The sequence below is a fragment of the Corynebacterium sp. genome (assembly GCF_022712195.1).
GTDB lineage: Bacteria > Actinomycetota > Actinomycetes > Mycobacteriales > Mycobacteriaceae > Corynebacterium.
In genome coordinates this window covers 30,686-51,650 of sequence record NZ_JALAGY010000039.1, presented here as the reverse complement: position 1 = coordinate 51,650, position 20,965 = coordinate 30,686, and the positions used below count along the sequence as shown (strand labels likewise).

The following is a 20,965-nucleotide window of genomic DNA, read 5'->3' as shown; positions in this document are numbered from 1 at the left end:
CCATGACGGAAAAACCCCCGCCGCCCTTCCCACGGGCGACGGGGGTTCTCCCGGTGAAGGGGCGGCAACGCCCCGGTGCCGCTACCCGGAGGTCTCGCCCTCCGAAACCTCGCCGGGGTACTCTCCGGAATGCTCGAGCGCAGGGCCGCTGTCGCCGTGGAATCCGAACCGGCGCAGCCGGGCACGGTCCTCCTCCGACGAACTCGCGGTGAGCCGCAGCAGCTCGCCGTAGATCCCCCCGCTGACCGCCAGTTCGGCCGGGGAGCCGATCTCGTCGACGTGGCCGGAGTCCAGGGTCACGATGGTGTCCACCGTGGCGATGGTGGAGAGCCGGTGGGCGATGACCAGCGTGGTGCGCCCGACCATGAGCTCCTCCAGGCCGGCCTGGACCGCCCTCTCGGCGCGGGTGTCCAGGGCCGAGGTGGCCTCGTCGAGGACCAGGATCGGGGCGTCCTTCAGCATCGCCCGTGCCACGGCGATACGTTGTTTCTGACCGCCTGACAGTCGGAGTCCGCGCTCACCGATGAGGGTGTCGTAGCCGTCGGTGAAGTTCCGGATGAAGCCGTCGGCGTTGGCCCGCTCGGCGACCCGCCGGATCTCCTCGTCGGTGGCGTCAGGACGCCCGTAGGCGATGTTCTCCCGGATCGTCCCGGAGAACAGCGCGGCGTCCTGGAACACGACACCCACCATGCCGCGCAGCTGGGCCGCGGAGAGTTCACGGATGTCGTGTCCGCAGACCTTCAGTGTTCCACCTGTCGGACGGTACAGCCCCAGCAGGAGGTTGACCAGCGTCGACTTCCCGCCGCCGGACTCGCCGACCAGCGCGACCTTCTCGTTGTGTCCCGCGGCGAAGCTGACCCGGTGGATCACCGGGTCAGCGGGGTCGTAGCCGAAGGTCACGTCGTCGAACTCGAAGACCGGTGTCACCCCGGGATGCGACGGATCCTCCACCGCCGCGGGCGGGGAGGGGATGGCGTCACGGACCTCGGCCTCGTCCACCACTGAGGGGCCGTACTCACGCGAGGCCGAGAGCAGTACCGGGGAGGCCGTCGGCTCCTCCAGCTCGTCCATGGCCTCGAAGTACTCCCGCGAGCCGGCGGCCGCACGTTGGGCGGAGTCGACCATCCAGCTCATCATCGTCGCCGGCTGCTTGGCCATGGCCACCAGCTGGACGAGCAGAACCAGCTCGCCGATGGTGAAGTCGCCGTTGAGCGTGCGGGTGAACAGCACGAGGTAGATCGCGAAGAACACCACGTTCATCCCCGCCATGCGGAAGATGTCCATCATGTGCCACCACCGCGACTGGCGCTTGGTGACGTCGACGGTCTCCGCGAAGTGGGTCTGGAACAGCCGCAGCTCCCGCAGTTCGGAGACGAAGGACTTGACCACCTTGACCTGGCCGACGACCTCGGCGAACCGTCCCTGGGCGGTGTCGATGTGCTCGTTCTTGGTCTTCTCCCACCGCATCCACCGCTTACTCGTCAGTGCGGTGAGCCACAGGTACATCGGGAAGATGATCACCAGCAGCAGGGCCAGCGGCCAGTAGTACCACGCCGAGATCGCCAGCACCACGATCACCGTGAGGACCATGGAGAAGAAGTTGTTCGCGAAGGCCTGGAGGAACTGTGTCAGGCCCATGATGGAGCGGTCCAGACGCGAGATGATCGTCCCGGTGATCTGCCGGTCGAAGTAGCTCTGCGGCAGCGACAGCAGTTTGGCGAAGTAGCGGTTGGACAGGATCTGCCGCATCCGCATCGCCATGACGTCGCCGAACCAGCCGCCCACGTTGTGGATCACGGTGTGGGCGAGTTCGGCGGCGAGGAGTCCCAGTGCCACACCGACCACCACCCGGGTGGCGGCGCCGGTGCTGACCGTGCCGTTCACCGAGTCCACGATCGTGTCGGTGGCGTGGCTGATCAGGAACGGTGAGGCCAACGACAGCAGGACGGTGGCGGTCGCCGCCACGATGACCATCGTGTAGTACGGCCACAGCTCCTTCATGGAGCTGACGATTCGGGTCAGGCTTCGCACGCGTCCCCGCTCCGCAGGTCAGCCTCGGCGATACGGTCGAGGGCGGCGTCCAGGATCTCCCGGGAGGTGCCGAAGTTCAGCCGGACATGTCCGGCCCCGGTCGGCCCGAAGTCGGTGCCTTCGTTGAGCCCGACCCGTGCCAGGGTGCGCAGCCGTGCCGCGGGGGCGGTGACGGTCCCGTCGGCTCCACGCAGCCGGTCCACCCCGGACACGTCCAGCCACGCCAGGAACGTGGCCTCCTCCCGGGGTAGTCGGATCCCCGGGAGCACCTCCGGCAGGCGCCGGCTGAGGTGCTCCCAGTTGGCGGCGAGGTAGTCGACCTCCTCGGCCAGCCAGTCCAGTCCGTCGGTGTAGGCGGCGGTGGCCGCCGCCAGCCCGATGGTGGACGCCTCACCGGTGACGAGGTTCGACAACCGTGCGATCGCACGGGAGTCCTCCGGGTTCGTGGTGATGATCTGGGCGCACTTCAGCCCCGCGGTGTTCCACCCCTTCGAGGTGGCGGTCACGGTCACCGTGACCTCCGCGGCCGTGTCCGACACCGTGGCGGTGGGCACGTGCCGGCCGGAGTACACCAGGGGGGCGTGGATCTCGTCCGAGATCACCCTCACGTGGTGCTTCGCCGCCAGCTCCGTGACCTCCCGCAGCTCCCCGGCGGTGAAGGCCCTGCCCAGGGGGTTGAAGGGGTTGCAGAGAATCAGGCTGCCCACGCCGTTCGGGTTGTCCGCGGAAGTGAACGCCCGCTCCAGGGCATCGAGATCGAAGACGGCCCCACCGTCGGCGCCGGTGGCCATCGGGACGTAGGTCGCCGGCCGCCGGGTTGCCGCAGGGACCTTCTGGAACGGCGGGTAGGCGGGGAGCGGGATGACGATCGTCGACCCGGGGGCGGTGAGGTTGTCGACGGCGACGACGATGCCCTTGACCACGTCCGGAACGACCGTGACATTCGCCGGGTCGATCGTCCAGCCGTGGCGCTTCTCCGAGAAGGACGCCAGGGCGTCCGCCAGCAGGCGGGACCCCGCCCCGAGCTCCGGATATCCGAAGTACTCCCGGTCGACCGCGTCACGCACCGCGGCGGCGACCGGCGGGCAGGTGCCGAAATCCGTCTCGGCCACCCACAACGGAAGGACATCGGGCTCGAAGGCCGTCCATTTCATCGTGCGGCGGGCACGCAGGGTATCTAGGTCGGGAAAGGTGAGAGCCATGGGGACAACTCTAACCTCCGGCACCGCCCCGGGACTGCGCAGGTCGCCGTGACCGTCCCGGGTACAGCGGACCGAGCAGCGTCCGTACGGCCCGCCACGGGTCCTGTGTCTGTTGCGGCCCGTCCGGCCTGTCCGGCGCGTCCGGCCCGTCCGGCGCCCCGGCCATGCCGAAGACCCGGGCGCTGCGACCCGGCGCCCGGAACCTCTCCCATCCCGGCGACCGGCCGTGCACGAAATCGACCACCGTGGAACGGAACTCCGCACCGACACCGCCCGGGCCGCCCAGACGTCCGACCGCGTCCGGCCCGCAGACCTGCCGGACCTCCGGCGGATCCACCGTCAGTGTGTCGAACAGCAGCGGAAGCTCCGCACAGTGCTGCGCGGGATACCGGCCGCCCCGGAACTCGTAGGCCCACACCGGTGCCCCCGCCGCCGCGAGGGCCTCGGCGAACGCGGACGCCCACCGGCGTATCGTCCGGTCGCCGACGGTGCGCCCCAACGGGTGCACCGGCCGGGCGGACGCGACGTACCGGCACCACGACCGCAGTGAACGCAGCGGGACACCCAGGGCGACCATCGCCGGAGCCACGAGCCACGCCTCCGGAGTCCCGGTGCGGCCCGCCTCTGTCGCCTCTGTCGCCACCGCCGCCACGGCACCCACCGTCCTGCGCAGCACGGCGTCGACCTGACGCACCCCGGGGAACCTCACGAACTCGTCGTGCATCGTCCCGACGAGCACCGGAACCGGCCGCATCGCCCCCGGCTCGAAGGGGAAGACACCGACGGCGCAGTCGGTGGCGTGCATCCGGGCGAAACGCCGGTACGCCGCAGTGAGCTCCTCCGGGGACATCGCACCCAGCTGCGCGACGCCGGGGTGCCGGGGTGTCCGCAACGCCAGCCGTGTCGACAGACGTCGGGACGTCCAGCCCCGCCGGGGCGCGCCGGGCGACATCAGCACGGCACGGTGGAACAGCCCGTCGGCACGCCTGTCGGTCAGCAGCCAGGCGGCGTGGGCCCCGCCGGCTGACTGTCCGGCCAGGGTGACCCGGCCGGGGTCGCCGCCGACGTCGGCGATGCAGTCCCTGACCCAACGCAGACCAAGGAGCAGGTCCTCCACGCCACGGAAGCGGACGTCCCCACCGTCCCCACCGTCACTGCCGTCTCCACCGTCCAGGGGGAGGAATCCCTCGAAGCGCTTCCGGTAGTTCAACGCCACCACCACACAGCCGGCGCGGGCGAGCGACGCGGCGTCGTACCAGGGCTCGTCGGCGTGACCGGTCTCGAACCGGCCGCCGTGCACCCAGACCATCACAGGGTGGGGGCCGTCACCGGTCCCTGCCGGGCACGTGACGGTGGCCGTGTGGGTGGCACGAAGGGACCGCCGTCGCCGCGTGTCCGCGCAGTCCAGCGTCCCGGACCACGACGGGGCCGGCCTGGGTGGGGCGAACGCCCGGGGACCGTCGTGGGGCGCGGCCACAGGGACGGCGCGGAAGACGGCCACGTCGCCGTTCCGCCATGAGCCACGCACCTCCCCGGAAGGGGTGCCCATCAGGGGAGCGCCGGTGGCCCCGTCGGTTCTCACGGGATCAGGGGGCGTGCTGCGTGGCTTCCTGCAGGATGATCGAGATGACGCCCATCGCGTGCAGGTCCAGCTGTTCGCGCAGGTTCGACGAGGGGTTCATCTCGTGGTCCACGAAGAGTCCCTCCACACCGGACACCATGTAGGTCACGACGGCTGCCCGGCGTGACTCCGGCACATGCCCGAAATGTGTGGCGCCGATCTCGGTGAGCCGACGGATCACGTCGGCGCGCATCTCCAGGTACATCCGTCGGGGACCCGGGTCGTCCGACCGCTTCTGCAGCGCCAGCGGCAGACACAACCGGATGAACTCCGGGTGGTTCTCCAGGGCGTCCAGGAGCTGTTCGGCGATCTGCGGCAGGTGCTGGAGGATGTCCTCGTCCTCCGGGATGGTCCATGCGGCGTTCCAGGCGTCGAAACTCTTCGCGATGACCTGCGACATCAGGTCGTCCTTGTCCTGGAAGTGCCAGTAGAGGGAACTTGCCGGCAGGCCGCACTCCCGGCAGATCTCGGCGATGCTCGTCCCGTCGTAGCCACGCTCGGTGGCGATGCTGGTCGCTGCGTCGAGGATACGCTGGCGGGAGCGTTCGCCGTCGGCGCGGCGGTTCCGTGCACGACGCTTCGGTGCGGGCTTGTCCGTGGCGTCGGCAGCGGAGCCGTTCTTGTGAGGAGACGTGGTCGTGCTGAGTTCTACCGGGGCTGACATGGTCAATATCCTACTGAAAATAACTACCGGTGACGCAGGCACCCCCGAACCGGCGCCCGTGCGGCCGACCCCGCGGCGTTAAGCTGGCGGGCATGACCGGTCACAACGCTCAGTCCAACCCGCTGCTCGCCCCGTCCGACCTGGACCATGAACTGCCCGACTTCGGCGCCATCTCCGTGGGGGACCTGGTCCCCACCTTCCGGACCGGAGTCGTCGACCATCAGGCGGAGATCGCGGCCATCGTCGCCAACCCGGAGGAGCCCACCTGGGAGAACACGATGGACGCCCTCGAGGCCAGCGGTCAGCTGCTGGACCGGGTGCTCGCCATCGTCTTCAACTACTCCGGGACCGACGCCACCGAGGACGTCATCGCCGTGGAGGAGACGGTGGCGCCGGAACTCGCCGCTCACATCAGCGCGGTCAACATGGACGCCGGCCTGTTCGCCAGGGTGAACGCCCTCCCCGCGCAGCCGGAGGGAAGTGAGAACGAGGCGCTGCTGGCCTACTGGCTCCGACGGTTCCGTCGCGGTGGCGCCATGCTCGACGAGGACGGTCGTGCGGAGCTGGGGGCGATCGACGCCCGCCTGGCGGAGCTCTCGACCAGGTTCGGGCGCAACGTCGTGGAGGCGGCGGACGCCGGTGCCGTCCTGTTCACCGAGGAGAGCGACCTCGCCGGGCTCAGCGAGGCGCACAAGGCACGCCTGGCGCAGGACGCGGCGGACGCGGGGCGGGAGGGCTGGCTCGTCCGGCTCGGTCTGCCGACGGTGCAGCCGGTGGTCGGGGAACTCGAGGACCCCGCCGCGAGGGCCCGGGTCCACGAGGCGTCGTTGCGGCGCGGGTACGGGGGCGACTCGGACAACACCGGGGTCCTCCTGGAGATCGTGCGGCTCCGCGCCCGCCGCGCGCAGCTCCTGGGGTACGCCAACCACGCGGAGTTCGTCATCGAGGAGGAGACCGCCGGATCACTCGGGGAGGTCGACGACCTGCTGGGCAAGCTGACCCCCGCGGCCGTGGCGAACGCCGCGGGAGAGTACAAGAAGGTGGTCGACAAGGCCGGGACGTCGGGTGCCGGAGAGCCGGTGGAGGTCAGCGGGGCGGACTGGCCGTACTGGGCGGCGACCTTGCGCGCCGAGGAGCTCCGGGTCGACGAAGCGGAGATGAAGAGGTACTTCCCGCTGGACCAGGTGCTGCGTGACGGCGCCTTCTTCGCCGCCCGGCGCCTGTACGGCATCACCGTCGAGCCGCGGGAGGACCTCGTGGGCTACCACCCGGACGTGCGGGTGTGGGAGGTCCGTGACGGGGACGCCGGGGAGCCGGTGGGTCTGCTGCTGACCGACATGTACGCCCGCCCCACCAAACGGGGTGGGGCGTGGATGAGCAGTTTCGTCCAGCAGAACAACCTGCTGGGGCAGACCCCCGTGGTGGTCAACGTCCTGAACATCGCCAAGCCGGCGGAGGGGGAGCAGGCGCTGCTGACCCCGGACGAGGTGGCGACCGTCTTCCACGAGTTCGGCCACGCCCTGCACGGGCTGCTGTCCGACGTGCGGTACCCCAGCCTGTCCGGGACCAGCGTGCCACGGGACTTCGTCGAGTTCCCCAGCCAGATCAACGAGAACTGGGCACTGGAGCCGGAGATCCTGGCCAACTACGCCCGCCACGTCGACACCGGCGAACAGTTGCCGCAGGAGATGGTGGAGGCGGTGCGTGCCCAGGCGGCCTGGGGGCAGGGTTTCGCCACCTCCGAGTACCTCGCGGCCTGCTGGCTGGATCTGGCGTGGCACCGGCTCAGCGTCGAGGAGGCGGAAGCGGTCACCGATGTCGTGGCCTTCGAGAAGGCGGTGCTGGAGTCCGCGGGTCTCGGCGAGGATGTGCTGCCGGCCCTGGCGCCGCGGTACTCCTCGGCGTACTTCAACCACGTCTTCGCGGGCGGCTACTCCGCGGACTACTGGAGCTACCTGTGGGCCGAGGTGCTCGACGCGGACGGTTTCGAGGGATTCGTCGACACCGACGCCGCGCGGGGGGACTCCCGGTCGGACGACGTCCGGGAGATCGACCCGGACGACGTCCGCTTCGCCGGGGACCGTTTCCGGCGGATGATCCTCTCGCGCGGTGCGACCATCGACTACGACGACGCGTTCTGGATGTTCCGGGGGAAGCAGCGCAGCGTGGAGCCGCTGCTGCGCCGTCGGGGCCTGGCGGGGTCTCTGGACCAGTAGCCGTGGGCGGTGGGGTGGAAGGTAAACTCGGCGGTTGTGACTGACGGCATTGAACAATGGGTCCTCGATCTGCCCCTCTGGCTGCAGACTCCGTTGACCCTGGTCGTCCTGGTCCTGGTGGCGTCTGTCGTGGCCGTGGCCATGATCAGGGTGGCGTTCGGTGTGCTGCCGGTGACCGGGGACGAGGAGCGGGCCTTCGGGTCGGCGGCTGAACCGGACGGCACAGACGGAACGTCCCATGACGAAGGAGAGACACGGTGAAACACCATTCCAGGGTCAGGCAGGCTCTCATCCTGCTGATCGTTCTGCTCGTCGTGGTCTGGCTCGTGACCTACCTCACCTGAGCGCCCCTGCGTCGGAGCCTCCCCGGTTCCCGGGGTTCACCGGGATTTCCGTTTTTGTGTGTGTCGCTACAGAAATCGGCTAGGATCATGCTCCGGAACACACTGGTTCCCGGATGTGATCCGGGCTACCTTCTTGAGAACACAGTGATTGGAGAGACATGCAGGAGTACTCCTCGGAGGCGCTGTACACCATCGGCGAGAACGAGACCTGTCTGACCGTGCTCAGGGAGAACACCCTGAAGCGCCCCCAGACGATCCTGTACAGCCGTCCCCGGAAGTTCGAGTGGGTCGACGTACGTGCGGACGAGTTTCTCCGTGAGGTCTACGACGTCGCCAAGGGACTGATCGCCAACGGCGTGGAGTTCGGTGACCGTGTCGCACTCATGTCGGACACCCGCTACGAGTGGTCTCTGCTGGACTTCGCCATCATGGCCGCCGGCGCCGTCTCCGTGCCGATCTACCCCTCGTCGTCCACGTCCCAGTGCGAGTGGATCGTGCAGGACTCGGGCGCCAAGATCGGTATCGCCGAGAAGTCCGGCCACGCGACCCGCCTGCGCACCTTCGTCAAGGAGGGCGAGCCGGTGGAGGGTACCGCCCACCTCACCCGCGTGCTCTCCTTCAGTGAGGGTGCCGTGGACACCCTCGTCGCTGAAGGCCGGGACGTCCCGGACGACGAGGTCGAGGCACGGATCGCCCGGACGAAGTCGTCCGACCTCGCCTCGCTGGTGTACACCTCGGGCACCACCGGACGGCCCAAGGGTTGCCGCCTGCTGCACTCGAACTGGCTGGGAGAGGCCCGTGCCATCCTGACCCACCCTATCGGCGGCATCGCCGTGGAGGGCAACAGGACGCTGACCTTCCTGCCTCTGGCGCACGTGCTCTCCCGTGCCGTCTCCCTGGCCTCCACCATCGGTGGGGCCACGCAGTCCCACTGGGCGGACATGTCGACCCTGGTCCCGGAGTTCCAGCGCTCCCAGCCGCACCTGATCCTGGGCGTGCCGCGCGTCTTCGAGAAGGTCCACGCCGGCGTGAAGACCAAGGCCGCCGAGGGCGGGGGGCTGGGGGCGAAGATCTTCCCCCTGGCGGAGAAGGCCGCCGTGGAGTACTCCCGGGCCCTGGACACCGCCTCCGGCCCGACGCTGGGGCAGAAGGTCCGTCGCGCCGTCTTCGACAAGCTGGTCTACGGCAAGGTCAGGGAGGCGATGGGTGGTGAACTCCAGTACTGCATCTCCGGTGGTTCCGCCCTCAACCCCGAGCTGATGCACTTCTTCCGTGGTATCGGCGTGCGTATCTACGAGGGGTACGGCATGACCGAGACGACCGCGGCGATCGCGGTGAACTTCGAGCCGGACAACATCATCGGCACCGTCGGCAAGCCGGTCGGCGGCAACACGATCCGGATCGCCGACGACGGCGAGATCCTCATGAAGGGCACCGTCGTCTTCGACGGCTACTGGAGGAACGAGGAGGCGACCCGGGACTCGTTCACCGAGGACGGCTTCGTCATCTCCGGTGATCTCGGCGAGCTCCTGCCGACCGGCCACCTGAAGATCACGGGCCGGAAGAAGGAGATCATCGTCACCGCGGGCGGCAAGAACGTCTCACCCGGCCCGCTGGAGGACATCCTGCGGTCTGCTCCGCTGATCTCCCAGGCCATGGTCGTCGGCGACAACGAGAAGTTCGTCGGCGCGCTGGTCACCCTCGACGAGGACGCCCTCGTCGGCTGGCGTAAGCGCAACGGGGTCAGTGCGGACACCCCGGTCAGGGAACTGGCGAAGAACCCCGTGCTGCGCACCGAGATCCAGGACGCGATCAATGAGGCGAACGACACCGTCTCGCATTCCGAGGGAATCAAGAAGTTCCGCATCTGCGCCCGTGACTTCACCGAGGAGGACGGCGAGGTCACCCCGTCGATGAAGGTGAAGCGCCATGCCGTGGCGGAGCACTTCGCCGAAGACATCGCCTGGATCTACACCTCGAAGTAGTCCCTGAACAGGGGGTTCACAGCGTTCTCCCAAATATCGGCACCACCCCGGCCCAGCCTCCCTGGGTCGGGGTTCTCCTTGTCCTACACTGTCCTTCAGTCGCGACCCCCGATGATCCGCCGACGAGTTACATGACGCTGCTGAGAGGAGCCATCCGTGCACGACGCCGCCCGCCTGCGACTGCGCGAGCTCACCCAGGGTGTCTACGACATCGGCGACGAGGTCGCCGAACTCATCGAGAACCTCGCCGAGGCCATGGCGGACTGGGACGGGGAGCTCGTGGACGACTGTCTGCTCGAGCTCTCCGAGGCCGTGGCGCAGGGACGGCCCGAGGTCCGCGCCGCCCTGGCCGAGCTCAACGGTCTGCGCCAGGCCTTCGTGTCTGGCATCCGCTCCGGCTCCCTGTCCGCGACCACTGTCGTCGACAACCACCCCGGCCGCACACTGTCCTTCCTGCGTGACCACGCCGTCACCCCAGTGGAGGCTGCTCCCGCGCCGATGGTCAGCACGGCCACGCTGAGGGTGAACCTGCGGCGGCGCAACGCCGAACTCACCGACATGCTCGAGGACCTCGCCGAGTGGACGGTGGAGCAGACCCGCCTGGCGGTGGAGGAGCAGAGCGTCCTGCTGCCCCAGTCGCTGGCCCGGGCGGAGAAGCACGCCCGGGAGGTCGTCGCGCAGTGGCGGGCCACCGTCGTCGGTGAGCACCCGGCCCTGGTCGCCGAGCTGCGGGGCGAGGCCCCGCCCCGCTTCCTGGCGGAACGGGCCCGGGTGGAGCAGGTGCTGTCGAAGATCCGTTCGCGCCGCGTCGCCGCAGGCTGACCGTCGCGCGCCGGACCGGTTCGGTGGTGCGCACCGGGACCGATAGCATGGTCCCAATGACCTCCATTCCTGACGACCGGTACGGGCTGTACATCCATGTGCCGTTCTGCAGCACCCGGTGCGGGTACTGCGACTTCAACACCTACACGCCGGGGGAGTCGGGCTCCTCGTCGATGTCGACGTACCTCGGGGCGCTGGAGGTCGAGCTGGAACTCGCGGCGGCGGACTGGGACCGCACCGGGCCGCCGTCCACCGTATTCCTCGGGGGAGGGACGCCGTCGCTGCTGGGGGCGGACGGACTGGTGCGCGTACTGTCGGCGGTGAAGCGGACCCTCGGCCTGGCGCCGGGTGCCGAGGTGACCACGGAGTCGAACCCGGAGTCGACCTCACCGCAGTTCTTCGAGACCCTCCTCGAGGCGGGGTACACCCGCATCTCCCTGGGCATGCAGTCCGCCGCCGGCCACGTCCTGAAGGTCCTGGACCGCACCCACACCCCGGGCCGTGCCACCGAGGCGGCCGGGGAGGCGCTGGCGGCGGGGTTCGAGCACGTCAACCTCGACCTGATCTACGGTACGCCCACCGAGACCGACGACGACCTCCGTCTCACCCTCGACAGGGTCCTGTCCACCGGCGTGGACCACGTCTCCGCCTACTCCCTGATCGTGGAGGACGGCACGGCGATGGCCCGCAAGGTGCGCAAGGGACTGCTGCCGCAGCCGGACGAGGACGTCTACGCCGACCGCTACGGGATGATCGACCTGGCGCTGCGTGAGGCGGGCATGCGGTGGTACGAGGTGTCGAACTGGTCCCGCCCGGGCGGCGAGTGCCGCCACAACATGGTCTACTGGCGCTCGGGGCAGTGGTGGGGCGCGGGCCCCGGCGCCCACGGGTGCGTCCGGCTGGTCGACGACCCGGTCACCGGCAGGGGAGTGGCCCCGGTGGGCGACGCGGGGACACGTGCCGGCGCCCCGGACCACAGCGGGGTGACGCGGCTGGTCAACGCGAAGCTGCCCCGTCGCTACGCTGACGCGCTCGTCACGGGGTCGGGCCCGGCGACCAGCCCGGTGACGACCGTCGAGCCGTTGTCGACCGGTGACGTGCACACCGAGCGGGTGATGCTGGGGCTCCGGCTGAGCGAGGGACTCCCGGACGAGGTGCTCGCGGCGGCGGGTCCCGCCGTGGAGCGCCATGTGGGCCTGGGGCTGCTGGAGCGGACCGGCGGCCGGACCAGGTTGACCAACCGTGGCCGTCTGCTGGCCGACGGGATCATCACCGACATCCTCCTCGCCGAGGAGGCCTGACGGTTGGCCGGGTCCGGTGGCATAATGTGCACACAGGGAACAGCGGGAAAGGAGTGGACCTGATGGCAGGAAAGGCGATGGGCGGTACGGAGCAACGTCGTGCCGAGGTGCTGCACGCCATCGTCGCAGACTTCATCGCCACCCATGAGCCGGTCGGTTCGAAGGCCCTGGTGGAGCGCCACAGCCTGGGGGTGTCCTCGGCGACGATCCGGAACGACATGGCGGTGCTGGAGTCCGAGGGCTACATCATCCAGCAGCACACCAGTTCCGGCCGTATCCCCACCGAGAAGGCCTACCGCACCTTCGTCGACGGCATCGCCCAGGTCAAGCCGTTGAGTCGTGCGGAGCGCCGCGCGATCCTCGGCTTCCTCGAGGACGGGGTGGACATGGAGGACGTGCTGCGACGCAGTGTGCAGCTGCTCGCCCAGCTGACCCGCCAGGTGGCCGTGGTGCAGATCCCCGACCTGAGGCGGGGGCGGGTGAAGCACTGCGAGATCGTGCAGCTCGCCGACACGCGCCTGCTGCTGGTGCTGATCACCGACGCCGGTCAGGTGGAGCAGCGCAACGTGGACCTCAGTGAGCCGCTCGCGGAGGAGGACCTGCCGAAGCTGCGGCAGCTGATCAACGAGACCCTCGTCGGCCATACGCTCGACGACGCCTCGGCGGCCATCGCCGAGATGGCCGCCGGCGACGATGACCGGGTGTCGCCTCAGCTCCGCTCGCCGGCCTTGACATGCGCCACGGTGCTGGTGGAGACGATGCTGGAGCGTCCCACCGACCGGCTGATCCTGGCGGGCACGCCGAACCTGGTTCGGGCGGGGGAGCTGGAGAGCGTGCTGGAGGCACTGGAGGAGCAGGTCGTGGTGCTCCGGCTGCTGTCCGCGGCCCGCGACCGTGGGGTCAGTGTGACGATCGGGGAGGAGAACGGCACCGCCGAGCTGCAGTCCGCGGCCGTGGTCTCCACCGGCTACGGCACCCGGGGGGGTGTGATGGGGGGCATGGGTGTGCTGGGCCCGACGTACCTGGACTACCCGGGCACGATCAGTTCGGTGCAGGCGGTGGGTCACTACGTCTCCCGCATTCTCGCCGGAGAGTAGGACGTACTACACTTGTCGGGGTGATTTCCGGGGCTCACCCCGAGCTCCGGTCAGACTTCAATTACGGTGAGAAGGAATAAGCCACCTTGGCACGTGACTACTACGGAATTCTCGGCGTCAGCAGTGACGCGTCGGACGCCGAGATCAAGAAGGCCTACCGACGCCTGGCCCGCAAGTACCACCCGGACGTCAACCCGTCCGAGGAGGCCGCGGAGAAGTTCCGCGAGGTGTCCCTGGCCCAGGAGGTTCTGACCGATCCGCAGAAGCGGCAGATCGTGGACGCCGGCGGGGACCCTGAGGAGCAGGGCCCCGGTGGGGGCGGTCCCGGCGGCTTCGGCGGCGGTGGTTTCGGGGACATCTTCGACGCCTTCTTCGGCGGGGGTGCCGGTGGCGCAGGCGGCGGCCCGAGGGTGTCGCGCGTGCGTCCCGGCAACGACGCCCTCCTGCGTCTCCAGCTGACCCTGGACGAGTGCTTCGCCGGTGTCACCAAGGACGTCACCGTGGACACCGCCGTCCTGTGTGAGGAGTGCGACGGTTCCGGTTCGGAGTCGAAGGCGGACCCGGTGACCTGCCCGACGTGCCACGGCCAGGGGCAGGTCATGGAGATCCAGCAGTCCATCCTGGGGCGCGTCCAGGTGGCCCGGGCCTGCCCGCGGTGCCAGGGTGTCGGCGAGATCATCGAGGACCCGTGCCAGGAGTGCGCCGGCGACGGCCGCGTGCGGGCACGCCGCGACATCGAGGTGAAGATCCCCGCCGGTATCCGTGACGGCATGCGGATCCGCATGTCCGGTGAGGGCGAGGTCGGGCCCGGCGGCGGACCCGCCGGCGACCTCTACGTGGAGGTGCAGGTCAAGGAGCACCCGTATTTCCTGCGCGACGCCGACGACCTGCACGTGACCGTGAACGTGCCCATGGTTGACGCCGCCCTGGGCACCACTGTCGAGGTGCCGCTGCTCGACGACAGCGTGGCCACCGTCACCGTCGAGCCGGGGACCCAGCCGGAGGCCGTGGTGCGGGTGAAGGGCAAGGGAATGCCGCACCTGCGTCGGGAAGGGCACGGCAGCCTCATCGCCCATGTCGACGTCAGCGTCCCGACGGACCTCGACAAGAAGCAGCGGGACCTGCTCGAGCAGTTCCGTGGCGCCTCCAGGCAGGTCGCCGGTCTGCAGTCCAGCGAGGACGAGCGCTCCGGCGGGCTGTTCTCCCGGTTGCGCCAGAAGTTCGGCCGGTAGACGGTGACGGCGGTGACGGCACAGTGACCGACCCTGTCTTCGTCGTCCCCGACCTCGTGGACCAGCTGGCCGGGGTCGGGGACACCGGTGTGTTCTCCCTCCCCGACGCGGAGGCGCGCCACGCCTCGGTGAAGCGGATGCGGCAGGGGGAGCCCGTGGTGCTGACCGACGGCTCAGGGACCGGTGTCGCCGGGGACTGGAACGGCGACGGTACCGTCGTCGGCCGGCACCGGGTCGAGGGGCGCCCGCCTCGTCCGCGGGTCACGGTGGTCCAGGCGATCCCGAAGTCCGACCGTGCGGAACTCGCCGTCGACCTGGCCGTCCAGGCCGGGGCGGACCGGATCATCCCGTGGCAGGCGGACCGCTGCGTGTCCCGCTGGACCGGTGGGAAGTCGGGGAAGTCCGACAAGGCACGGGCGCGGTGGACGGCCACCGCGGTGTCGGCGATGAAGCAGTCCCGGCGTCTCTCCGGCGCGCATGTCGGCGAGCTGCTGCCGGACATCGGCGACCTCCACGCACACCTCGCCCCACGGCCGTGGGACGGCCCGGCCACGTCCGGCAGCCCTACCGTGCAGGTCCTGGTGCTGCACGAGGAGGCGGCGACACCGCTGGCGCAGGTCGACCTCGACGTCGACGAGGTCGTGCTCGTCATCGGTCCGGAGGGCGGTGTCAGTGACCGGGAGATCCGGGCCGTCACGTCCTCCACCGGGGGGCACCGTCCGGGACGGGCCGTGGTGCTCGGGCCCGAGGTGCTGCGTACCGCGACGGCCGCGGCGGTGGCGCTGGGGGCTCTCGGGGTGCTCACCACGCGGTGGGGACGCTAAGCTTCATGTATCAGCACGTCCGTCAGCACGTGGCCACGTGCCCCATATCGTCGCAGGAGAATCCGGAAGTATCTTGAAGCAACCACCACGGCGCATCGCCTCCACCTCTGTCGAGCTCGACCCGGACACCGCTCAGACGGTGTCGGGACTGGCAGACGAGAACTTCCGCATCATCGAGGACCACATCGACGCCGACCTGCTCAGCCGGGGCAACCACGTGACCCTGCGCGGCGAGGCGTCCCAGGTCGCCCGGGCGCGTAGGGTGCTGCGCGAGCTCGAGGCGATGGCCGCCCGCGGCTCTGAGGTGACCCCGGACCTCACCCGCCGCACCATCGACCTGGTCGACGAGACGGACCGGCGCGCCGACGCCCGGGCGAGGGAGTCCCTGCCGGCGGACGCGGCCGTGCCGTCGGCGGGTATGGCCGCGGTGACCGGGGAGGTCATCGTCGAGCACCGGGGCAGGGTGATCCGGCCCAAGACGGTGGGCCAGCGGAGCTACGTCGACGCCATCGACGCCTCCACCGTGGTGGTGGGGACCGGTCCTGCCGGTACCGGCAAGACCTACCTCGCCGTCGCCAAGGCGGTGCAGGCGCTGCAGAAGCGGGAGGTCAACCGGATCATCCTCACCCGCCCGGCGGTGGAGGCGGGCGAGAAGCTGGGCTTCCTGCCGGGCACCCTCGGCGAGAAGATCGACCCCTACCTGCGTCCGCTCTACGATGCGCTGCGGGACATGCTGGACTCCGAGTCCATCCCCCGGCTCATCGAGTCCGGTGTCATCGAGGTGGCCCCGTTGGCGTACATGCGCGGCCGTACCCTCAACGGTGCCTTCGTGATCCTCGACGAGGCGCAGAACACCACCCCCGCCCAGATGAAGATGTTCCTGACCCGCCTGGGTTTCGGGACGAAGATCGTCGTTACCGGCGACCTCACCCAGGTCGACCTGCCGAACCACCAGGCCAGCGGGCTCAGTGTGGCGCACCGGATCCTGTCCGGGGTGGACGGCGTCACGGTGACGGAGTTCGACACCGCCGACGTGGTGCGGCACCGTCTCGTCGGACGGATCATCCAGGCCTATGAACGTTATGAGGCGGAACAGGCGGCGGAGGCTGAACTGGCGCGCCAGGACCGTCAGGAGAGGAGGAACCGGTGAGCATCGAGGTGTTCAACGAGTCAGGGTTCGGCGAGGTCAACGAGGAGGAGCTGATCGACGTCGCCCGCTTCGCCCTGTGGAGTCTCGACGTGCACTCGTCCGCGGAGCTCTCCATCCACATCGTGGACCTGGATACCATCGCTGACCTGCACGTCCGGTGGCTGGACCTGCCCGGCCCCACTGACGTGATGAGCTTCCCGATGGACGAGCTGACCCCGGGGTGGGGCCGCAAGGACGGCTCGCCCCCGGGGCCGGGGGTGCTCGGCGACATCATGCTGTGCCCGGAGTTCGCCCGTGGCCAGGCGGAACGTGCCGGCCACGGGTTGGCGCACGAGCTCGACCTGCTGACCGTCCACGGTGTGCTCCACCTGCTCGGGTTCGACCATGTCGTCCCCGAGGAGGAGCAGCGCATGTTCGCCCTGCAGAACGAGATCCTGGTCAACTGGTACGACTCCCAGGCCGAACGCGGCATCTCGTTCGGGCCGAAACCCAGTGGTGCCGCGGCGTTCCCCAGTGCCTCGGACGCCGGCACGGACCGGTGGGTGAACCCCGTCCCTCCGCCGTTCAGTGAGCCGCCCACCGATGACTGACCTCTCCGTCATCCTCTCCGCGGTGGTGGCGCTGCTGGTCGTGCTGCCACTGGCGGGCGTGTTGTCCGCCACGGAGACCGCCCTGGGCTCACTGTCGGTCGCCCGGGTGGAGTCGCTGGTCAAGGACGACCGGCCCGGATCGTCGCGGCTGCTGCAGGTCGTGCAGGACCGGCCTGACTACATCAACCTCCTTGTCCTGTTGAGGACCGTCTGCGAGGCCTCGGCGGCGGTGCTGGTCACTGTCGCCGCCCTGGACACCGTCCATGACCGGAGCTGGTCGATCGCCGTGTCGGTCGTGGTCGTCACGCTGCTGATCTACGTGGTCGTCGGTGTGGTGTCCCGTACGGTGGGACGCCGCAACCCCTACAGTGTCTCCCTTCGCGCGGGGACGGTCCTGGTCGTGGTGCGCAGGGTCCTCGGGCCGTTGTCCCGGGTGCTGGTGTGGTTCGGTGGTCTGGTGACCCCGGGCCGTGGCCTGCGCACGGGCCCGTTCGCCACGGAGATCGAGCTGAGGGAGATGGTGGACATCGCCCAGGAGCGTGGTGTCGTCGAGATCGACGAACGCCGGATGATCCAGTCGGTCTTCGACCTCGCGGACACCACGGCCCGGGAGATCATGGTGCCGCGGCCCGAGATCCTGTGGATCGAGGACGACAAGACCGTCGCCCAGGCCGTACGGCTGTGCGTGCGGTCCGGACTCTCCCGGGTGCCTGTCGTCGGTGACAGCGTCGACGACGTCCTCGGCGTGGTCTACCTCAAGGACCTGGTGGCGGCGACCTACGACGCCTCCGCGGCGGACCGTGCGGTGCCCGTCCGGGAGCTGATGCGTGAGCCGGTGTTCGTCCCGGACTCCCGCAACCTCGACGACCTCCTGGAGGACATGCAGCGTGACCAGGTGCACATCGCCGTGCTGATCGACGAGTACGGCGGGACCGCGGGACTTGTCAGCATCGAGGACATCCTGGAGGAGATCGTCGGCGAGATCAGTGACGAGTACGACGACGGTGACGATGTCCCGGTGGAGAGGATCAGCGACGGGGTCTACCGCGTGGAGGCGTGGATGAGCCTGAACGACCTCGCCGAACTCTACGAGGACGTCGACCTGGAGTTCTCCGACGAGATCCTCGACGAGGTCGACACCGTCGCGGGCCTGGCCGCCTACGAACTCGGCAAGGTGCCCCTTCCGGGCGCCGAGCTCGACGTCGCCGGACTGCACCTGACCTGCGAGGGCGGGCGCGACCGGCGCGGCCGGATCAAGGTGCGCACCGTGGTGGTCTCCGGACCGACCCGGCCCACCCGCACCACCGGCGACACACACGACGAAGACCACGACCAGACGAACCCGGAAACTCACAGACACCCCGGCACGGGGGCCGACCACACACGGGACGACGACGTCCCCGACGACACCAGAGACAGGACCCACCATGAGTGACAGCCCCGATTTCCCCGACGAGTCCGACCTCCCGTCCGACGCGGTCGCCGCACCTGCGGTGGACTTCAGCGCCCCCGAGGGCTTCCGCAGCGGGTTCGTCAGCTTCGTCGGACGTCCCAACACCGGGAAGTCGACCCTGACCAATGCACTGGTCGGCGAGAAGATCGCGATCACCGCCGACCAGCCGGAGACGACCCGGCACCCGATCCGCGGCATCGTGCACCGTCCGGACTCCCAGATCATCGTCGTCGACACCCCCGGTCTCCACCGCCCCCGCACGCTGCTGGGTGAGCGGCTCAACGAGGTCGTGAAGGAGACCTACGCCGACGTGGACGTCATCGGACTGTGCATCCCCGCCGACGAGAAGATCGGTCCGGGCGACCGGTGGATCCTCGACGCGGTGCGCAAGGCGGCGCCGAAGACCCCGGTCGTGGGTATCGTCACCAAGCTCGACAAGGCCTCCAAGGACCAGGTCGGCGCCCAGCTGATGGCGCTGCACGACCTGTTGGACGGCGGAGAGGTCGTGCCGGTCTCCGCCGCCGGCGAGGTGCAGCTCGACGTCCTGCTCGACGTCTTCACCCGACTGCTGCCGGAAGGGCCGAAGTTCTACCCGGACGACCACGTCACCGACGACGACCGTGACACCCGCATGTCGGAACTGATCCGCGAGGCGGCGTTGTCCGGTCTGCACGACGAGCTGCCCCACTCCGTCGCCGTCCAGGTTGACGAGGTGTTGCCGTCGGAGGACCGGGAGGGTGTGCTGGACGTCCACGCGGTGATCTTCCTGGAGCGCGAGGGGCAGAAGCGCATCCTCCGGGGCAAGGACAACCGGCGGTGGGGGCGGATCATCCACAACGCCAGGCAGAGCCTGATGGACCTGTTGGGGCAGAACGTCTACCTGGATCTGCGCATGAAGGTCGCGAAGAACTGGCAGTCGGACCCCAAGCAGCTGGGTCGCCTGGGGTTCTGAGTGCGTGGTGATAGTGTCGGTGTGTCCCGACACCATGTTTCCAGGAGATCTTCATGAGCACCCCCGGTGATAGCAACGGCCCCAGTGACGCCAACGGCGGTAACGGCGGTAATGACGGTAACGGCGAGTACCGGGCCAACCGGTGGAGCAACCCGTCCGGGGGAAACCCGAACCCCGACCCGGGGCAGGGCTTCCCGTCGTTCGGCGCCCAGCCGCAGCCGGAGCCTGCCGTCTACGCGACGGCCCCCGGTGGAGGGGCCGGGCAGGACTCCTTCTTCTCGGCGCTGTTCGACTTCAGCTTCACCCGTTACGCCACGCCGTCGATCATCAAGTTCGCCTACGCACTCGGTTTCGCGTTCATCGCGCTGCTGTGGGTGGGGTACGTCCTCTTCGCGCTCATCGCACCCGCCAGTGAGTTCGGCGTCGGTGGTTTCGTCCTCGGGCTGTTCGGGGTATTCGTCATCAGCGTCGGCATGTTGTTCATGCTGATGTCACTGCGGATGATGCTGGAGTTCTACCTCTCCAACATCCGTATCGCGCAGTCGGCCCAGGCGATCGACCAACGGTTGCTGGAGCAGCGCGGCGGCCAGACCCGGCGGTACTGACGCAGACCGTCGCCCCGTAAAGGGTCCGGTTCGGACCTGGTACGGGCCGGGTACAGCCCGCCGTCGTAGACTGGTCGTCATGTCCAGAAGCCCTCGTCCCCAGTACCGGGACGAGGCTTTTGTCGTCCGTACCCACAAACTCGGCGAGGCGGACCTCATCGTTGTCCTGCTCACCCGGGAGCACGGCCTTGTCCGGGCGGTGGCGAAGGGGGTACGTCGGTCGAAGTCGCGCTTCGGTGCCCGTCTCGATCGGTTCTGCCGGGTGAACGTCCAGATCTACCCGGGACGGAACCGGTCGAAACCTGACGGTGGGCTGGCGAACGTCACCGACGCCACCACCGTGCACACCTTCGCCCCCAGGATCAGCTCCGACGTCGACCGCTACTACGCGGGCGTGGCGATGCTGGAGATGGCCGAGCTCACGGTCCAGGGGGCCGTGGAGGAGGCGGGCCACATCTTCGAGGGGCTGGACGTGGCGCTCGCGACACTGGCGGAACCGGCGGCACTGCCTCCCCGGACTCTCGCCGACCGGTTCGTCCTGCAGGCACTGGGTATGGCGGGGTGGGCGCCCAGTCTCGTCGACTGCGCCCAGTGCGGTCGCCCGGGGCCCCATTCCGCCTTCCATGCGCTGGCTGGCGGGGCGGTGTGCGTCTCATGCCGTCCGCCCGGGGCGTCCACCCCGCCCGCCCAGTCAGTCCGGGTCCTGTGGCTGCTCTCGCGGGGGCGTCCCGGCGACCTGGCTGCGGTGGCTGCCGTGGCCGTGGGCCCTGAGGGCCACCGCGTGCTGGAGACCGCCCATGAACTGCTGCTCGCGCACGTGCGTCATCAGACGGAGTCCCCGTGCCGGGCGTTCTCCGCCCTGTGACGCCCCGTCTG

Annotated in this window: 18 protein-coding genes; 14 read left to right on the top strand and 4 right to left on the bottom strand. The window is 69.3% G+C overall.

The window, feature by feature from the left end:
- Nucleotides 1-81: 81 nt before the first annotated feature.
- From Q0A34_RS05210 to Q0A34_RS05195, 4 genes are read right to left on the bottom strand one after another with little or no spacing between them, the layout of a single operon-like run.
- Nucleotides 82-1,974, bottom strand: a complete 1,893-nt coding sequence (locus tag Q0A34_RS05210; protein ID WP_291478965.1) for an ABC transporter ATP-binding protein — start codon at nucleotides 1,972-1,974, stop codon at nucleotides 82-84.
- Between the two features lie 44 nt (nucleotides 1,975-2,018).
- Nucleotides 2,019-3,233: an aminotransferase class I/II-fold pyridoxal phosphate-dependent enzyme gene (locus tag Q0A34_RS05205; protein WP_291478949.1), complete on the bottom strand. Its 1,215-nt coding sequence runs from the start codon at nucleotides 3,231-3,233 to the stop codon at nucleotides 2,019-2,021.
- A 10-nt stretch (nucleotides 3,234-3,243) separates the two neighbouring features.
- A complete protein-coding gene (locus Q0A34_RS05200) occupies nucleotides 3,244-4,815 on the bottom strand; it encodes a carboxylesterase family protein (protein ID WP_291478948.1) in 1,572 nt (523 codons plus the stop codon).
- A 4-nt stretch (nucleotides 4,816-4,819) separates the two neighbouring features.
- Nucleotides 4,820-5,518 (bottom strand): TetR/AcrR family transcriptional regulator, encoded by a 699-nt coding sequence (locus Q0A34_RS05195; protein ID WP_291478947.1) that lies wholly within the window; start codon nucleotides 5,516-5,518, stop codon nucleotides 4,820-4,822.
- Nucleotides 5,519-5,610: 92 nt separating this feature from the next.
- On the opposite strand from Q0A34_RS05195, the gene Q0A34_RS05190 reads away from it, so the two are divergent.
- The 14 genes from Q0A34_RS05190 (at nucleotide 5,611) to recO (ending at nucleotide 20,954) form a co-directional block, all read left to right on the top strand.
- A complete protein-coding gene (locus Q0A34_RS05190) occupies nucleotides 5,611-7,734 on the top strand; it encodes a M3 family metallopeptidase (protein WP_291478946.1) in 2,124 nt (707 codons plus the stop codon).
- 36 nt (nucleotides 7,735-7,770) lie between these two features.
- Nucleotides 7,771-7,995: a hypothetical protein gene (locus tag Q0A34_RS05185; protein WP_291478945.1), complete on the top strand. Its 225-nt coding sequence runs from the start codon at nucleotides 7,771-7,773 to the stop codon at nucleotides 7,993-7,995.
- Between the two features lie 241 nt (nucleotides 7,996-8,236).
- Nucleotides 8,237-10,063, top strand: coding sequence for a long-chain fatty acid--CoA ligase (locus Q0A34_RS05180; protein WP_291478944.1), 1,827 nt, complete (start codon nucleotides 8,237-8,239; stop codon nucleotides 10,061-10,063).
- 156 nt (nucleotides 10,064-10,219) lie between these two features.
- The gene (locus Q0A34_RS05175; RefSeq protein WP_291478943.1) at nucleotides 10,220-10,885 is read left to right on the top strand and encodes a hypothetical protein; all 666 of its coding nucleotides are present in this window, start codon (nucleotides 10,220-10,222) and stop codon (nucleotides 10,883-10,885) included.
- 56 nt (nucleotides 10,886-10,941) lie between these two features.
- Nucleotides 10,942-12,186 (top strand): radical SAM family heme chaperone HemW, encoded by a 1,245-nt coding sequence (hemW, locus tag Q0A34_RS05170; protein WP_291478942.1) that lies wholly within the window; start codon nucleotides 10,942-10,944, stop codon nucleotides 12,184-12,186.
- 62 nt (nucleotides 12,187-12,248) lie between these two features.
- Entirely contained in the window at nucleotides 12,249-13,283 is a 1,035-nt protein-coding gene (gene hrcA, locus Q0A34_RS05165) for a heat-inducible transcriptional repressor HrcA (RefSeq protein WP_291478941.1), read from the top strand.
- An 86-nt stretch (nucleotides 13,284-13,369) separates the two neighbouring features.
- Nucleotides 13,370-14,515 (top strand): molecular chaperone DnaJ, encoded by a 1,146-nt coding sequence (gene dnaJ / locus Q0A34_RS05160; protein WP_291478940.1) that lies wholly within the window; start codon nucleotides 13,370-13,372, stop codon nucleotides 14,513-14,515.
- Nucleotides 14,516-14,538: 23 nt separating this feature from the next.
- On the top strand, nucleotides 14,539-15,339 hold the full coding sequence (locus tag Q0A34_RS05155; RefSeq protein ID WP_291478939.1) for a 16S rRNA (uracil(1498)-N(3))-methyltransferase: 801 nt from the start codon (nucleotides 14,539-14,541) through the stop codon (nucleotides 15,337-15,339).
- Between the two features lie 73 nt (nucleotides 15,340-15,412).
- Nucleotides 15,413-16,489: a PhoH family protein gene (locus Q0A34_RS05150; protein WP_291478938.1), complete on the top strand. Its 1,077-nt coding sequence runs from the start codon at nucleotides 15,413-15,415 to the stop codon at nucleotides 16,487-16,489.
- The gene (ybeY, locus tag Q0A34_RS05145) at nucleotides 16,486-17,079 is read left to right on the top strand and encodes an rRNA maturation RNase YbeY (RefSeq protein WP_291478937.1); all 594 of its coding nucleotides are present in this window, start codon (nucleotides 16,486-16,488) and stop codon (nucleotides 17,077-17,079) included. Before Q0A34_RS05150 ends, ybeY begins: the two co-directional genes overlap by 4 nt.
- Entirely contained in the window at nucleotides 17,072-18,514 is a 1,443-nt protein-coding gene (locus Q0A34_RS05140) for a hemolysin family protein (protein ID WP_291478936.1), read from the top strand. Before ybeY ends, Q0A34_RS05140 begins: the two co-directional genes overlap by 8 nt.
- Before the next feature lie 58 nt (nucleotides 18,515-18,572).
- Nucleotides 18,573-19,484, top strand: coding sequence for a GTPase Era (era, locus tag Q0A34_RS05135; protein WP_291478964.1), 912 nt, complete (start codon nucleotides 18,573-18,575; stop codon nucleotides 19,482-19,484).
- A 53-nt stretch (nucleotides 19,485-19,537) separates the two neighbouring features.
- Nucleotides 19,538-20,089 (top strand): DUF4282 domain-containing protein, encoded by a 552-nt coding sequence (locus Q0A34_RS05130; RefSeq protein WP_291478935.1) that lies wholly within the window; start codon nucleotides 19,538-19,540, stop codon nucleotides 20,087-20,089.
- Between the two features lie 79 nt (nucleotides 20,090-20,168).
- Nucleotides 20,169-20,954, top strand: coding sequence for a DNA repair protein RecO (gene recO, locus Q0A34_RS05125; protein ID WP_291478934.1), 786 nt, complete (start codon nucleotides 20,169-20,171; stop codon nucleotides 20,952-20,954).
- The last annotated feature ends 11 nt before the right edge of the window (nucleotides 20,955-20,965 follow it).

Coding starts and splice junctions, on each gene's coding strand:
- Q0A34_RS05190 (WP_291478946.1), top strand. CDS start 5,611: ATGACCGGTCACAACGCTCAGTCCAACCCGCTGCTCGCCCCGTCCGAC.
- Q0A34_RS05210 (WP_291478965.1), bottom strand. CDS start 1,974: ATGGTCATCGTGGCGGCGACCGCCACCGTCCTGCTGTCGTTGGCCTCA.
- hrcA (WP_291478941.1), top strand. CDS start 12,249: ATGGCAGGAAAGGCGATGGGCGGTACGGAGCAACGTCGTGCCGAGGTG.
- recO (WP_291478934.1), top strand. CDS start 20,169: ATGTCCAGAAGCCCTCGTCCCCAGTACCGGGACGAGGCTTTTGTCGTC.
- Q0A34_RS05130 (WP_291478935.1), top strand. CDS start 19,538: ATGAGCACCCCCGGTGATAGCAACGGCCCCAGTGACGCCAACGGCGGT.
- Q0A34_RS05140 (WP_291478936.1), top strand. CDS start 17,072: ATGACTGACCTCTCCGTCATCCTCTCCGCGGTGGTGGCGCTGCTGGTC.
- Q0A34_RS05180 (WP_291478944.1), top strand. CDS start 8,237: ATGCAGGAGTACTCCTCGGAGGCGCTGTACACCATCGGCGAGAACGAG.
- hemW (WP_291478942.1), top strand. CDS start 10,942: ATGACCTCCATTCCTGACGACCGGTACGGGCTGTACATCCATGTGCCG.
- Q0A34_RS05195 (WP_291478947.1), bottom strand. CDS start 5,518: ATGTCAGCCCCGGTAGAACTCAGCACGACCACGTCTCCTCACAAGAAC.
- Q0A34_RS05205 (WP_291478949.1), bottom strand. CDS start 3,233: ATGGCTCTCACCTTTCCCGACCTAGATACCCTGCGTGCCCGCCGCACG.